The following is a 15,553-nucleotide window of genomic DNA, read 5'->3' on the forward strand; positions in this document are numbered from 1 at the left end:
AATTAAAATATGACATATGTCATATCTATGTTTGTAGTTAGGCTAATATTGATTACCTTTCACAAGTATTACAAACACTAAAGATTACTTCAAAAAAACCATAATTAAAAATGAAAAAGATTAGCGTTCTATTATTTGCCTTAGCAATAAGTATTGTTTCTTGTAAAAACGACAAAAAAGACACTAAAACTTCTGAAGAAGAAGTGGTTGCAACCGAAAAATTTGTAGTAAAACCAGAAGCAACTTCTGTTAAATGGACGGCTTATAAAACAACCGAAAAGAAAGGTGTTGGCGGTGAGTTTACTACTGTAAATTTTGACATTAAGTCTGGAGCTTCTGCTGAAGAGGCTTTAAATGGTTTAGCCTTTTCTATTCCTATTAGCAGCTTATTTACTAATGATGCTACTAACACCAGAGATGCAAAAATTAAAGAGTCGTTTTTTGGTTCTATGCTAGACACCGAAATATTAAAAGGTACCATTAAAGTAGCAGACACTAAATATGTAGCCTCTTTAACAATGAATGGTGTAACGCACGATTTACCTCTAGATGTAAAAATTACAGAAGAAAGACGTGTAACCATGACTGGTGTTATGAACCTTAAAGACTGGAATGCTTTAGACGCACTTGCTGCTCTAAACAAAGTATGTTTTGATTTACATAAAGGTCCTGACGGTGTTAGTAAAACTTGGGAAGATGTAGCTATTGAAGTTAGCACTTACCTTAGAAAAAACTAGTGGTTCTCACAAAGGCACCAAAACACAAAAGGAGAAACAGTCCTAAACTCTTTGTAAAAACAAAACTATTTTGATGACTGCTCAAGAAATTCTTGAAAAATTAGTAGCATTTCCTGTTTTAGGTGGCGATTCTAATTTAGAAATCATAAACTGGATTAAAGATTATATTGAAAGCTTTGGTATTACGACTACGTTAGTTCCTAACGAGGCTAATACCAAAGCTTCTTTACATTGTAGAATTGGCCCGCCTTCAGATGGCGGTGTTATTCTTTCAGGACATACCGATGTTGTTCCTGTAAAAGGACAACCTTGGGACACTAATCCCTTTGAACTGGTTGATAAAGGTGATGGTAATTTATATGCACGTGGTAGTTGCGATATGAAAGGTTTTTTAGCCTGTTGTTTAGCTACAATTCCAGAAATGGTAAAAGCTAATCTTACCAAACCAATCTACTTTGCCATTACCTATGATGAAGAAATTGGATGTTTAGCAGCCGAAGCCCTTATTGAAGACATTAAGAAGTCCTACTCAGAGTCTCCAAAATTCGCGATTATAGGTGAAGCCTCTATGTTACAGCCCATAATTGGACAAAAAAGCATACACATTTTAGACATTACTGTTAACGGATCTGAAGGTCATAGCAGTAGAATAAAACAAGAAGTAAGTGCCGTTCACGAAGCCGCGAGAATCGTACTTTGGGCAGAAGAAAAGATGAACAGCTTAATTGTATCTGGTGGAAGAGACGAGCGTTTTAATCCGCCGCATTCATCTTTACATGTTGGTACTATTAATGGCGGAATTGCAGCCAATGTTATTGCAAACAAAGTAGAACTTTCTTTAGACATTAGGTGTTTACCACAAGACGATGCTAACCAAATGCATCAGGATTTATTAGCCTTTTGCAAGGAAAGAGAGCAACAACAACGTGCTATATTTTCTGAGTTTAAGATTGATGTTGTAGAAAACCATCCAATTGTACCCGCTCTTAACACCAGTGAAGACTCCGATGCTGTAGACCTTATTGGTAACATTACAGGAAATTATAACTGGACCACCGTGTCTTATGCTTCAGAAGCTGGTCATTTTGCAAATGCAGGCTATGAAAGTATCATTTGTGGCCCTGGTTCTATTAAACAAGCTCATAGAGCAAATGAATTTATTTCTAAAGATCAGCTTAATAAAGGCGTTACCATGATTCAATCTTTAGTTAAACATTTAGAAACTACTTTTTAATACCACATCACTTTTGTTTTAATAAATAAGGTTTAACTTTATCTTAAATTAAATCCCTATGAATCCATCAGCTCAAGGTTGGATAAAAAAATTATTAAAAGAAGTCTCTAAAGACACTGCGTTTTTAAATTTAAACGAAACGCAATTTTATGATAGTTTAAGAACTTGCGGATTTATTTACGGCAGTAATCTTGAAATTGTTTTAGATATAGTTGAGCGTAAAGACTTTACTGAAGAAGAACGCTCTAAAATAAATATTCTATTAGCCTTATTATATACGCATCATCAATCAAAATCCGAAACACCATTTGTTAAAAGTGTTATTGATTTTTACACCGAAATAAATGAAATTAAGACCTCCTTCTTTAAAGGCCTTTTAGGTGGTGATAAAAAAAGTAGTGAACAGTTAGAAAAAATAATTCATAAGCGCACGCAGATTGATGCTAATGTGCTTACTAAAAACTTTCAGTACTTTATAATAAACGCCCTGTTGTACATTGATGTATTAGCCTTTCAGGAGTTTTTAAAAAAGAAGTCCATTTCAACAGATTACTTAAAACACTTAGAAGCAGCTATTGAAGCCATTATTCTAGACGTTTTAAATTCAAAATCTACTAAAAACAAATACGATGAGAGTCTTATAAGGTTGTTTGAATCTTCATTACGTTATTTTGATAGTGCGCCTTTAAGCTATGAAAAATCGATAGCTCATATAAAAACCGACCAAGAGAAAAGCTATATCCTGGACCTTTCTTGTATGGCAACTTGGACTGATAAAAAGATTGACAAAAACGAACAACGTTTTCTGGTGCAATTGGGTACAGACTTAAACATTTCTAAAGATCGTATAAGGGATTCTATTGGTTCCGTTAATCAGTTTTATACCGAAAACAAAGACAATATTGCGCTTTTAAGTTCTAAAAATTTAGTACGCAGTTTTTATGATAATTCCAGTAAAATGGTAAGCAAACTCATTACTAGAAATAGCAAACGTTTGTACCAAGAATTAAAAGACAGTAAAGAACTTATGATGCTGTTAACGCAATCTACAGTTAGAAGTTTAAACGAAGAAGAGCAGAAAAAAGTACAAGAGCAACTGTTAGATATTTTTAAATCCATACCAAGTTTGGCCATATTTATGTTACCTGGTGGCGCCTTGTTGCTTCCCTTAGTTATTAAATTTATACCAAAACTTTTACCTTCGGCTTTTGATGAAAATCGTATAGAAGATTAGCCATGAAACAACAGTTGTTAGATTATTTTAATAGATATGTATCCTTTTCGGAAGAAGACATAGATAGCTTTTTTAAATACCTAACCACTGCGTCTTACAAAAAAAAAGACTTTATTTTGAAGGAAGGTGCTATTTGCAAAACAACTTTCTTTATTACTTCGGGTTTGGTAAGAACCTTTAAAATTGATGATAAGGGCAATGAAAAGATCTTGCATTTTGGCATTGAAAACTGGTGGGTTACTAACATGGAAAGTTTTGTGCTACAGCAACCTTCTAAAGTTTACATTCAGGCCTTAGAAGACACTAATGTTTTACAAATAAGTAAAGTAGATTTAGAAAAAGCCTATACGGCCATACCAAAACTAGAACGGGCATTTAGATTGATTACCGAAAAAATGCTTATCGCTATGGAACGTAAAAACGAATACTATTTAAAACTTAATAGTAAAGAACGTTACGTAGATTTTGTGCGCCAATTAAAACCATTCTCCCAAAGGGTACCACAGTATATGATTGCTTCTTACTTAGACATTACGCCAGAATATTTAAGCGAATTAAGAAAGTCTACGTAAGTCTAAATACATGTATTTCTGACACTTGAAATATGTGTTTCAACTGGAATTCAATTAAAGAAACTTAACCCTTTTTGAAGGTCTGTTCGCGTAATTTCTGAGACACGAAGAAATTGTATTGAGAACCGCGCTAAGAACAACTACTTCTCGATACATTTTTCTCCTTAAAGTCGAAAAACACTCGAAGTGACATTTTCAAAAGTTTGATTTGCTATTCCACATTTCTTAAGACATCTTAATTTTTAGGACGCTACACTCACCTAGCTTTGTATGGTAATTACACCGAAACCGGTTCGGATACAAGAAAATTTTAATACAATGCAAACAAGAGTAAACATTCACACCACAGAGCCACAAGCTATAAACGCTGTATTTGGTTTAGAAAATTATATTGCAGGCACCAACCTGCCTAAAAAACTTATTCATTTAATAAAAGTTAGAGCCTCTCAAATTAACGGCTGCGCTTTTTGCATTAACATGCATACCCGAGAAGCCATTAAAGATGGCGAAACACACAAACGTTTATTTCTGTTAGACGCTTGGAAAGAAACAGAGCTCTTTACAGAAGAAGAACAAGCGGTTTTACAATTAACCGAAGAAATGACTTTAATTCATGAAGGCGGGGTTAAAGACTCGACCTATGGTTTCATGGAAACCTTCTTTAATTACCAAGAGATTTCGCAAATAATATTGGTAATAAGTACCATTAATGTTTGGAATAGAATAGCTATTAGTACACATATGCCTTTAGATGACTAACAAAGACAGGGAGAAAGAGATTTCTCCCTCTTAAAACAACACCTATGCACATAAAACTTATACAACTCTTTTTAAGGTATTCTTTGGCCATTGGTTTTCTTTCTGCAGTGGCAGATCGTTTTGGTTTATGGCCAGAAGAGCAATCTGCTTGGGGTAACTGGAATACCTTTTTACATTACACTCATATACTGACGCCTTGGTTACCAAAATCTTTAATTCCAGTTATTGGCATTATTGCTACCGCCGCAGAAATTAGTTTTGCCCTTTGTTTAATGGTTGGTTTTAAAACCCGGTTATTTGCAAAACTAAGCGGTATTCTTTTACTAATTTTTGCATTCTCTATGACACTTTTTACAGGGATTAAAGGGGCTTTAGACTATTCTGTTTTTAGTGCCGCTGCCGCTGCTTTTGCCTTAAGTTGTTTTAAAGAGTATTATTTTGAAATTGATAGTTTTATCTATAAGTAAGTTTCTTTTCTCCTATTCCGCATTTTGTATATCAAAAAACAAAATTCTTTAAAATTGATATACAAAATGCGGTATTCATAAAAGCTTGATAAGTATTACCAATAAAGAAAAGTAGTATATTATGTAAGATATTTCTATATTAGCGTTAATTGTGTATACACACATACATATATTTATGTATGTGTTGTAGTTAAGTAACCTTAATGAAAATACAACCTGAAATAAATAAAACAATTAGTAAAATTCCAGAGAATATAATTCTAGATTATGCATTTTATAAAGAAATGGAATCTCGGAATAATTTCAGGTATAAATCCTCAACGGAAATAGGCCTTTATTGCTCAATTATTCAATCAGACCTTATTTTGGGATCAGGTGGTTTGTCAAAAGCTAAGACTGAATTAGAGGAAAAGTTCTATGCAAGAATTCTTTCTTTGACACTTTACGAGTACTTAAAAGATTTAAGTAGAATTCTTGGAAAGGAATTAGTTAATGAACTGAAAAAAAATAAATATGAAGACCTTATTGATTCAGTTTATTCACTTAACAAGGAGTTTTCTGATTTAAAGAAAGAAAAGGAAAATGTCATCAAGAAAATAAGACATGAAACTATTGCTCATAAAACAGGAAATAGAATAAGTTTAGTTGAACAATTATTTTCAATCGACTGTGGGGAAATTGGATTCTTATCTATTGACATAATAAATTTAAACACCAAATTGATAAGAATTTTGACCCAAATAAAAAACCGAATTGCTGAATACCATTCAAAAAATGGACAAATGAAAAATAAAAATAACTAGCTACAACTATGTATAAAATAATTACGGTTTAAGTCTAAATCAAAAGTTATTGCGCGTTTGCTGCACCTGATTTTCATTAGAAAAACCCTCGTACACAAAAACACAACTATTCTTATATTAGACCGTTAGTCATCATATTAAAAAATGAAAAGAGAATTACTTAAAATATTTCATCCAATTGGACAAGGAGCTTTTATTTCAGAACGACATGACAATTTCAATATTGTTTATGACTGTGGTGTAGATTGGACAAATAGAAATTCGAAATATGTAAATCAATTAGTTAAAAAAAGCTTCAAAAGAGGAACAAAAATAGATATCCTTTTCATTTCTCATTTTGACTATGATCACGTAAGCAAAATCCCGATACTACAAGCCAATTTCAGAATTAAAAAAGTCGTTCTTCCTTTTTTATCAAATGAAAATAAATTTCTATTATCTGCCTTCTATAAAGGAATTGGAGTGACGCAAGACATTCAGAGTATTATTGATTCTCCTGAAGATTATTTTTCTGATTCACAAGTTATTCAAGTTCAACCACTTGATAGTGATGGTGAGCAAAGTGAAGATTCAATTCTTAAAATCGATGATATTAAAAATTCGCAAATAAAATCAGGAACCAAAATCAGGATAGATTATTGGGAATATATTCCTTTCAATTTAGACCATATAAGAAGAACAAAACAATTAGTCTCCTTATTGAAATCAGAGGGCATTGACCCAAAAAAATTAACTAATAATTTTGTTTATACTGAACAATTAAGAAAAAAGTTAAAAAAAATATATTCAAAAGTTAAAGGAGACATTAATCAAAATTCAATGGTGATTTATTCTGGTCCTATAAGTTCAAATTTAAGCAATTTAAGATGTTACCCTATAAATTGTCAAATTATTCCCTTTAATGCCTATCTTAGATTACATCCCGATGAAATAAGTTCAATTTATACAGGAGACTCCAACATGAATGATTATGATCTAAGTAAATTATTTGGGACAAAATGGAAAAGAGTTACAATGTTTCAAATACCGCATCATGGCGACATTAAATCATTTAATATTAAACAGTTATATAACAAATCTTATTTATGCCCAATAAATTTTGGAAGTAGTAATACTTATGGTCACCCCAGTAATAATGTATTAGCAGAGTTAGCAAAAAATAATCAATATATTAAATTGGTTACTGAAGATCCAAGTTCGATTTTTATGCTAAAGTTCTCATTCGATGCCTAATAAAGCATATAATTAATTCCCTGAGCAAAAATTAATTCAGAATTTTCTCTCGTTCGTTTTTGTTTATTAAATTAGTTGCTCAAACACACAACAAACCATACATAGCCCAACCGTTGTGGTGCATATAAACATAACGAAATGAAAAATAAATTTAAAATATCTTTCACTGTTATATTGATTTTAGCAATAACTGGATGTCAGAACATTGACAAAAAAGAAAAAGAGTCTGTACAAAAAGAAACAGCCTTGATTCAAATGGCATTTGGAAAATGGAAAACACGAAATGACAGTCTTGGTGTTGAATTAGATGTTAATAATTTTGAAAACTGGTTGGACTTAGTTAATCGGACTGAAAAAATTGTCTGTAATGATAGTTTACCAAAAATAACTTTAACAACAGATAACGAAATCAAGACCATTTATTTCAGAAACACTTGTCTAAGAGAAGGCTCTGCTAGAATTATAAAAACTAAAAATGTAATAGGAATCTATAATAATAAGATTAGTAAAAATAAAGAATATGGCATTCCCTTGGATAGTTTGGAAAGTGTTTTAAGAAAAGATATTGAAAATAAAGAAAAAAACTCAGAATTGAGCGAAAGCCCAGAAAAGCTAACGATATGTATTCAATATGATGATAAAAATGATTTTAAAAACCTACCTAACATCTTAAAACAACTTACTACAACTTACTACCGAATCACAATTAGAACGGATTTGAAAATACTTTTAGTTGATGAAAACTACTTTAGTCCACCACCACCGCCAAAAGCTAAAATTTAAAAAAAACCAGTTTGAGGTAATACAGAAAAATTACTCGAATAGTCTTAAAGAATTCATTGAAAATTTTCTTAAGGACGATATAACAAACTATACATCTGAATTTTTAATTGACTAAAAATACTGCGACAACAAAATATAAAAATAATTCGTAAGTTTATTCCTAAATCATAAGATACTGTTACTTTGCTTGCGTCCGATTTTCCTTAGGAATATCAGTCACTCGAATACGCTGTATTCCAATATGAACCGCTATAATTAATAAAAGAATGGAATCATTTAAGAAATTAATATATTTTATATACGTATGTCTAATAGTATCTTCCTGTTCAAATAAATATAAAGCTATTGTAAATACAGATGAGGATTATCAAATTATTCCAAAACCTGTTTTTTTAGAAGCATATAAAGGGAGGTTTTTAGTAGATTCCAATACAAAAATATCAGGTTCTGAAGACTTAAGAAATGAGGGAGAATATCTTGCTGAAATGTTAAATCATGTGGCAAATTTTAGTACTAGTTTTAAAGTAGGTGCTTCTGGAGATATTTTATTAAAATTAGATGAATCAATTGAAAATGAAGAAGGATACACAGTTTCTGTAACTTATGATAAAATTGTTTTATCAGGAAAAACGGCAAAAGGGGTATTTTATGGAATTCAAACTTTAAGACAGTTGTTACCGGCTTCTATTAAACCAAACAATAATAAAATTAAAGCGCTAACAATTCCTGCAGTTGAAATTAAAGATTACCCTAGATATGTTTATAGAGGGATGCATTTAGATGTTGGCCGCCATTTCTTTTCTGTAGATTTTATAAAGAAATACATAGACTTTATAGTCATGCATAAAATGAATACTTTTCATTGGCATTTAACGGAAGATCAGGGTTGGAGGATTGAAATTAAGAAATATCCCAAGTTGACTTCTATTGGATCTGAACGCAAAGAAACTATTGTGGGACATGGTGGAACTTGGAATTCTAAAGATGTTAAATACGATGGAAAACCTTTTGGAGGTTATTATACCCAAGAACAAATAAAAGATATAGTGGCTTATGCAACTAAAAGACATGTAACAATTATACCAGAAATAGAATTACCAGGGCACTCTTTGGCGGCAATTGCTGCTTATCCAGAACTGGGTAATACAGGAGAACAATATGAAGTAGGTACCAGATGGGGTGTATATCCAGAAATTTATGCACCAACAGAGAAGACATTTTCTTTTTTAGAAGATGTGTTGACAGAAGTAATGGATCTTTTTCCTAGTGAGTATATCCACATTGGTGGAGATGAAGCTCCTAAAAAACAATGGGAGAAAAGTGTGTTTGCTCAACAATTAATTAAAGAAAAAGACTTGAAAGATGAGCACGGTTTACAAAGCTATTTCATTCAACGCATTGAAAAGTTTTTGAATTCAAAAGGACGAAGTATTATTGGTTGGGATGAAATCTTAGAAGGAGGTTTAGCACCAAACGCTACAGTAATGTCATGGAGAGGAACTAAAGGTGGTATTGCAGCAGCAAAAGAGCACCATGATGTAATTATGACACCTCAACACGCCTGTTATTTTGATCACTATCAGGTAAAAACTAAAGAAGCTAAAGCTAAAGAGCCGTTAGCTATAGGTGGTAATGTTACGGTTTCGGATGTATATGCATATGAGCCAACACCAGAAGAATTAACAGAAGAAGAAAGTAATTATATTTTAGGAGCTCAAGGTAATGTTTGGACAGAGTATATCAAAACAACTGAGCACTTGGAGTATATGGTTTTACCGAGAATGACTGCCTTGTCGGAAGTAGTATGGTCATCCAAAAAACATAGAGACTGGGAAGATTTTCATAAACGCTTGCAGTACATTGTAAAACGATATGATGCTCTTGGGTATAATTATGCAAAACATAGTATTATTGATAGAGATTAATAACTGATTATAACAAATGGCTATAAATAATTGCCTAGTCTCGCCAAATCGGAAAATCCTTCGGATTTTTCTTCTGGTTAATTCCTTTTTTGTTAAGTTAGTTATTTAATCACGCAACTATCCTTACAAAAACCGTTGTGCAACATTTGAAAAAATCATCGAGAATGAAAAAATCATTAGGAATATTATTGTTGACTTTATTTGCTTTTTCTTGCAAAGGGCAATCAAACTCAGATGTTGAAAGAAATGTTGGTGGACCTTGTCAAGATTGTAAGGCAGTTTTGGATTTCAAGGAGCTAAATATTAAACCTAAATCAACCGATACTTTACCAGGTTTTGAAAATAATGAACCGAAAATAAAAATAACAGGAACCGCTTTCAAAAGGGATGGAAAAACACCAGCAGAAAATATTTTATTGTATGTGTATCACGTTGATAGAAATGGAATTTATCAACCTAGTGAAACCCCTGTAGGTTGGGAAAAAAGACACGGACAGTTTAGAGGATGGTTAAAAACAGGAACGGATGGAAAATTTACTTTTTATACATTCAGACCTTTACCTTACCCCGAAGTTCAAGAACCTGAACATATCCACATCTATGTAAAAGAACCTAATACAATACCTTATTACATTGATAGCTACCTTTTTGAAAGTGACCCAACTCTTACAGAAGATAAAAAACAATCTCTAAAAAACAGAGGTGGTTCTGGAATTATAAAACTTAAACAGGAAAACGGAATTTGGACAGCGAATAGAGATTTAATTTTAGGGTTGAATATTCCTGACTATGAATAAAAAAGTTGCTCAACAATGTCTAAAAATAATTGCTCAATCAAGCAACTATCCTTTGGCGAACACGTGTAACACATCTGACCAAACCTTATAATTGAAACTAAACCAAAGACATATAAAGAAAATGAAATGGACAACTCGAATGGCGTTTTCGAGTTTAGTTATTTTGATTTTTGCTCTTTTAGCAAATGAATTTAGAGAACCATTATTCGGAATTAAAAGAGGCTACGCTCCACATAATTTTGGATTTAACTTTATGTTTTTCCTTCCTTCTATGTTAATAGCTAACGGACTAGGATTTGCTGTGATTGGACGGACAATAAAGCATTGGAAAACATGGACTGACCCAAATAAGAAGTTGATGTTAATTGGATTATCAATTCCCTCAATAGGGGTTTTTACTTCTCTAATAATACGATTGTTTGTTTAAAACTAAAATTGTCTATGATTAAGAAAATAATATTGACTCTGGTTTTGTCCATTCTGGTGTTTTTTTCAGTATCCTTCCTGACTGTAATAAATCATTTGACCTCACCAATCAATAAAACGATTGGATATAAATCTTTAGAAATTGGATTTCCATTCAAATATTACGAGGAATTTATGATTGACTGCCCTAATCCAAATTATGGCTGGAATTTGAATAACCTGATTTTAGATGTAATGCTGACTTTAATAATTGTAAGCGGAATTGTATATTTAATAAATAAAAAACGTGTCACAACAAAGTGTAAAAATAATTACTAGGTTGCAGCCTACTTGGAAAATCCTTCGGGTTTTCCTCTGATTTGTTCCATTTTTGTTAAGTTAGTTATTTAATCACGCAACTATCTTTACACCAATCGCTGTACGCAATTTGAAAAAAGCAATCTACATATTAATCGGACTACTAATTTTCGTGTCTTGTGAATACAAACAAAAAGTGGAGAAAGAAAAGCCTACGTCTGAATTTGACTTGATTACGGATTTGACCAACTTCCGACTCAAAATGACTGAATTGGATACTCTAACTATTTCGTTTGACCATTCAGTTTGCACTTACCAAGGTTATGAACGAATTGAAATAACTAAACAATCTGATTCATTTAATATTGTTAGCAATTTTAAAAATCTGACTTTTGAGGAAAACCCAAAATGGGAAACAATCTATGATAGGAAAATATCAAAGAATGATACAATTTGGAAATTTGAGCAGTTTCTAAAACGAAATGAAAAGCGTAAAAATACTCACCAAACCAAACGTGCAATTTTAATGCTCACAGATAAAGAAGATACCATACGATATTCAACAGATGGACTTGTTGACCTAAACAGATTTTTAGCCGACTATTATGAGACAATGAAAAAAATATATCCAGAAAACAAAAATGGAATTTATGGAGTTGAGATTGTGGAAGAATAAAAAGCTGCGGACAACAATGTATAACCGCAATTACAATGGATTCGGCTACATCCGAGTCCGCTCGGAATTGCTAACGTCAGTGCTTAACCTAAAAACAATAACTTAAAACCCGTAGCTGACGGTAATACCGTATTTTGAAACCTTATGAGACCATTATCTAAATTACTTCTCTTTTTTTTATTTGTAAGTTGTTATTCACTCAAAAATAATGACTTAACTCCTGAAAAATATATGAAGGAAGTCTTTGAAATTGTTGAGAAACATTCTATTAGGAGAGATTCTATTGATTTTAAAGCAATAAAAAAAGTGGTTTATAACAAATTAAAAAGCACTGATTCAATTGAAGATTGTTATCCTTTAATACAATATACATTAGCCGAATTGAAAGACCATCATAGTGTTTTTCTACCTAAAGAAAAATTGGAAAGTTGGAAGTCAACTTCTAAGACAAAAAGCATTAATCAAATAATTACTTTTCATTGCAAAACATTAAATAATGATATTGGGTATATTGCTATGAGAGGATTTAGCAGTGGTGATTCTATTTCTATTCAAACATATTCAGATAGTTTACAAAGCAAAATAAAATCAATTGACGATAAAAACATCAAAGGTTGGATACTGGATTTAAGGGAAAACACAGGTGGTAATTGTTGGCCTATGTTAACAGGATTAGGACCTTTACTAAATGATGGCGTATGTGGGTATTTTGTTGATAATAAAGGCAAAAAGGCATCTTGGTTTTACAATAAAGGGCAAGCGGGAATTGATTCAACTAGTATTACCAAAGTAAGTAAAAAGCCGTATTATTTAATAAATAATGAAAATCCTATTGCCGTATTAACTAGTCCTAAAACTGGCAGTTCCGGTGAAGTAGTTACCACAGCATTTCATAATAAAAAGAATGCTCGAAGTTTTGGAGAAAGTACAGCAGGCTTAACTACTGGAAATTCTCCATTTAATTTAAGTGACGGTTCTGCAATATTTTTAACAACCAGTATTTATATGGACCGAAAAGGAGTTATTTTTGGGAGTAGAATTAATCCAGATGAAACCATTAAAAGCCCCTCTTTTTCAGTTAGTTTGCATGACGACCCAGTAATACAAAGAGCCACTGAGTGGATTTATGAATACTAATAAAAATAGCACTCAACAATTTATAACCATAATACCTCTAAATTAAACAATCATATGAACCAACCTCAACAACTCTCAGAAAGACTTCAAGAAGTTTTAATAAGTGGCAAATGGATAGCTGGCACGAACATTAAAGAACAGGTAGAAAGCATAACATGGCAGGAAGCAACAGCAAAAGTTAGCACACTCAATACCATTGCCACACTTTTGTATCATATGAACTATTATACCGAAGGTGTTTTACATTATTTTAAAACTCATAAATTAGAAATGGCTGATAAGTATAGCTTTGATGCTCCAGAAATAACCAATGAACAAGATTGGGATGATCTAAAAAATAAATATTACAAGGCTTCTGAAGCCTTTATTGCCTATGTAAAAGACATGGAAGCCCTAGAATTATCAAAACCTTTTTTTGATGAAAAATATGGCGATTACCAGAGAAACATTAATGTTATCATTGAACATTGCTACTACCACTTTGGGCAGATTGTTTTGATAAAAAAACTGTTAAGGCAAGATGCCACTAAATAAAGTTTATGGAAACTTCAAATTTATTAAATTTGAAAGACCACTAAACTGACCTTAAAATGCATCATTTAAAAATAGTTCTACTTCTTCTTTTAGTATTAACAATTCAGTCTTGTAAAAGCAACAACGAAAAGCCCACAGAAAACGATAGTGCCGAATGGGTATCACTTTTTAACGGAAAGAATTTAGAAGGCTGGGAAGTAAATTGTGTTGAACAGGATAAACATTATGACTTTTTTAAAGTAATAGATGGTGCCATAGTGATAAACTCTATTGGTGTTAAGAACCATGATTACATGTGGTTAGCTACAAAAAAGGAATACGGCAACTTTGAGTTAACACTGCAATTTCAAACCTTTAAAGAAAGTACAGGAAATAGTGGTATTCAAATAAGAAGTCGCTATGACCACACCGCACAAGCCAATAAGAAAAAACCAGAAAATTTAGGCTGGCTAGATGGTCCCCAAGTAGACATTCACCCCAAAGGCCCTTGGCGTAATGGTTTAATTTATGATGAAACAAGAGGACACCAACGTTGGATTCATCCTAGTTTACCAAACTGGAATATTGACAAAGCCACTTACGCACCAAAGACAGTTAAACATTACTATGCCGATGAAAGCCCCAATTGGAACAGTTTAGTCATAAGATGCAAAGACAACCACATAACCACCTATGTAAACGAAATTAAAGTATCTGATTTTGATGGTACCGGAATTTTGAATGATAGTCTACATAAAAAATACAATATTGACAAAACTGGTGTTATCGCCTTACAACTTCATAGACATGATGAGTTAAAAATAGCTTTTAAAGCTATTAAACTAAGGGAATTGTAACTTAACTCTTAACATCTAGAGCATCACGAAGCGCATTACCGATAAGCATAAAGGCCATAACTAAACTCATGATACACAACCCCGGTATAATGGCTAAATACGGTTTGCCAAGAATAATATAATTGTAGTGATCTTTTATCATGGCTCCCCAACTTGCCATGGGTGGTTGTGCGCCAATACCTAAAAAACTTAAGCCGCTTTCAATTAAAATGGCTGCTGCAAAATTAGCAGCAGAAATCACAATAACCGGTGCCATAATATTTGGGAGAATATGTTTTGTAATAATTCTAAAATCACCATAACCTAATGCCCTTGCTGCGGTTACATATTGCATTTCTTTGGCGCTTATTATCTGTCCGCGTACAACTCTTGCTACCTCAACCCACATGGTTAATCCGACTGCGATAAATACTTGCCAGAACCCCTTGCCTAAAGCTAAGGTAATTGCTATAACCAACAATAGCGTTGGTATAGACCATGTTACATTGATTAACCACATTATTACGGCATCTACTTTCCCTCCAAAATAACCTGCCACACTGCCCATAAATACACCTATGAGTAAAGAAATAAATACGGCCACAAAACCAATAAAAAAGGATATTCTTGCCCCCACTAAAACTCTGCTCAATAAATCTCTTCCGTATTTATCAGTTCCAAATAGAAAGGTTTTTTGCTCAATATATGGTTTAGCATCACTCTCAGGAAAAACACTTAGAGCTATTGTTTTTTGTTCGCCTTTAACCCCATCAGAAGCATATTCAGTATAGGTTAATGTTTCTCCCTGAATATTGTATTCTGAAATTGGCACCTCGGTATCAGAATTTTTCTTTCCCAAGAACCACTTATTAAGTACACTTTGCTCTTGGTTAAACTCCGAAGGAATTGTGAGCATATTTACTTTAAAACCTGGCGATTTAGAATGAATAGACAAGTGCATTTGGTTGGCATGTCTTGAACTATCTGGCGCAATTAAATAAGCAAAGATTGATACCAAACCCACTAGTATTAAAAAGTAAAAACTGAAAACGCCCCAAAAGTTTTTTCTAAACTTTTGGAGCGCTAATTGTTTTAATGAGTTTGACTTATGATTACTCAAACTT

Annotated in this window: 17 protein-coding genes; 16 read left to right on the forward strand and 1 reads right to left on the reverse strand. The window is 32.5% G+C overall.

All coding sequences use genetic code 11. The annotated features are described in order from the left end of the window. Positions 1-110 precede the first annotated feature (110 nt). The 16 genes from FUA24_RS02505 to FUA24_RS02580 all read left to right on the forward strand — a co-directional run bounded on the left by FUA24_RS02505 (position 111) and on the right by FUA24_RS02580 (position 14,450). Positions 111-737, forward strand: a complete 627-nt coding sequence (locus tag FUA24_RS02505; RefSeq protein WP_148539931.1) for a YceI family protein — start codon at positions 111-113, stop codon at positions 735-737. A gap of 73 nt (positions 738-810) precedes the next feature. Further along, the gene (argE, locus tag FUA24_RS02510) at positions 811-1,971 is read left to right on the forward strand and encodes an acetylornithine deacetylase (protein ID WP_148539932.1); all 1,161 of its coding nucleotides are present in this window, start codon (positions 811-813) and stop codon (positions 1,969-1,971) included. A gap of 58 nt (positions 1,972-2,029) precedes the next feature. Next, positions 2,030-3,205: an LETM1-related biofilm-associated protein gene (locus FUA24_RS02515; RefSeq protein WP_148539933.1), complete on the forward strand. Its 1,176-nt coding sequence runs from the start codon at positions 2,030-2,032 to the stop codon at positions 3,203-3,205. Positions 3,206-3,207: 2 nt separating this feature from the next. After that, on the forward strand, positions 3,208-3,777 hold the full coding sequence (locus tag FUA24_RS02520; protein WP_148539934.1) for a Crp/Fnr family transcriptional regulator: 570 nt from the start codon (positions 3,208-3,210) through the stop codon (positions 3,775-3,777). A gap of 318 nt (positions 3,778-4,095) precedes the next feature. Continuing rightward, on the forward strand, positions 4,096-4,536 hold the full coding sequence (locus FUA24_RS02525; RefSeq protein WP_148539935.1) for a carboxymuconolactone decarboxylase family protein: 441 nt from the start codon (positions 4,096-4,098) through the stop codon (positions 4,534-4,536). A 44-nt stretch (positions 4,537-4,580) separates the two neighbouring features. Further along, positions 4,581-5,003 carry a DoxX family protein gene (locus FUA24_RS02530; protein WP_148539936.1) on the forward strand — a complete coding sequence of 141 codons (423 nt, stop codon included), beginning with the start codon at positions 4,581-4,583 and terminating at the stop codon, positions 5,001-5,003. Positions 5,004-5,206: 203 nt separating this feature from the next. Further along, positions 5,207-5,806 carry a hypothetical protein gene (locus FUA24_RS02535; RefSeq protein ID WP_148539937.1) on the forward strand — a complete coding sequence of 200 codons (600 nt, stop codon included), beginning with the start codon at positions 5,207-5,209 and terminating at the stop codon, positions 5,804-5,806. Between the two features lie 144 nt (positions 5,807-5,950). Continuing rightward, positions 5,951-7,039 (forward strand): MBL fold metallo-hydrolase, encoded by a 1,089-nt coding sequence (locus FUA24_RS02540; RefSeq protein WP_148539938.1) that lies wholly within the window; start codon positions 5,951-5,953, stop codon positions 7,037-7,039. Between the two features lie 138 nt (positions 7,040-7,177). Continuing rightward, on the forward strand, positions 7,178-7,822 hold the full coding sequence (locus FUA24_RS02545; protein WP_148539939.1) for a hypothetical protein: 645 nt from the start codon (positions 7,178-7,180) through the stop codon (positions 7,820-7,822). Between the two features lie 266 nt (positions 7,823-8,088). Continuing rightward, entirely contained in the window at positions 8,089-9,747 is a 1,659-nt protein-coding gene (locus tag FUA24_RS02550; RefSeq protein WP_148539940.1) for a beta-N-acetylhexosaminidase, read from the forward strand. Positions 9,748-9,911: 164 nt separating this feature from the next. Continuing rightward, positions 9,912-10,544, forward strand: coding sequence for a peptidase associated/transthyretin-like domain-containing protein (locus FUA24_RS02555; RefSeq protein ID WP_148539941.1), 633 nt, complete (start codon positions 9,912-9,914; stop codon positions 10,542-10,544). A gap of 91 nt (positions 10,545-10,635) precedes the next feature. After that, the gene (locus FUA24_RS02560; RefSeq protein WP_246146929.1) at positions 10,636-10,971 is read left to right on the forward strand and encodes a hypothetical protein; all 336 of its coding nucleotides are present in this window, start codon (positions 10,636-10,638) and stop codon (positions 10,969-10,971) included. A 492-nt stretch (positions 10,972-11,463) separates the two neighbouring features. Next, positions 11,464-11,943, forward strand: coding sequence for a hypothetical protein (locus FUA24_RS02565; RefSeq protein ID WP_148539942.1), 480 nt, complete (start codon positions 11,464-11,466; stop codon positions 11,941-11,943). A 231-nt stretch (positions 11,944-12,174) separates the two neighbouring features. Continuing rightward, positions 12,175-13,080 carry a S41 family peptidase gene (locus FUA24_RS02570; protein ID WP_187388136.1) on the forward strand — a complete coding sequence of 302 codons (906 nt, stop codon included), beginning with the start codon at positions 12,175-12,177 and terminating at the stop codon, positions 13,078-13,080. 54 nt (positions 13,081-13,134) lie between these two features. Continuing rightward, positions 13,135-13,614, forward strand: a complete 480-nt coding sequence (locus tag FUA24_RS02575; RefSeq protein WP_148539944.1) for a DinB family protein — start codon at positions 13,135-13,137, stop codon at positions 13,612-13,614. 56 nt (positions 13,615-13,670) lie between these two features. Further along, positions 13,671-14,450: a 3-keto-disaccharide hydrolase gene (locus FUA24_RS02580; protein WP_148539945.1), complete on the forward strand. Its 780-nt coding sequence runs from the start codon at positions 13,671-13,673 to the stop codon at positions 14,448-14,450. 1 nt (position 14,451) lies between these two features. Here FUA24_RS02580 and FUA24_RS02585 read toward each other — a convergent pair whose 3' ends face one another. Continuing rightward, on the reverse strand, positions 14,452-15,549 hold the full coding sequence (locus FUA24_RS02585) for an ABC transporter permease (protein WP_148539946.1): 1,098 nt from the start codon (positions 15,547-15,549) through the stop codon (positions 14,452-14,454). Between the last annotated feature and the right edge of the window lie 4 nt (positions 15,550-15,553).

Source organism: Seonamhaeicola marinus, assembly GCF_008085455.1.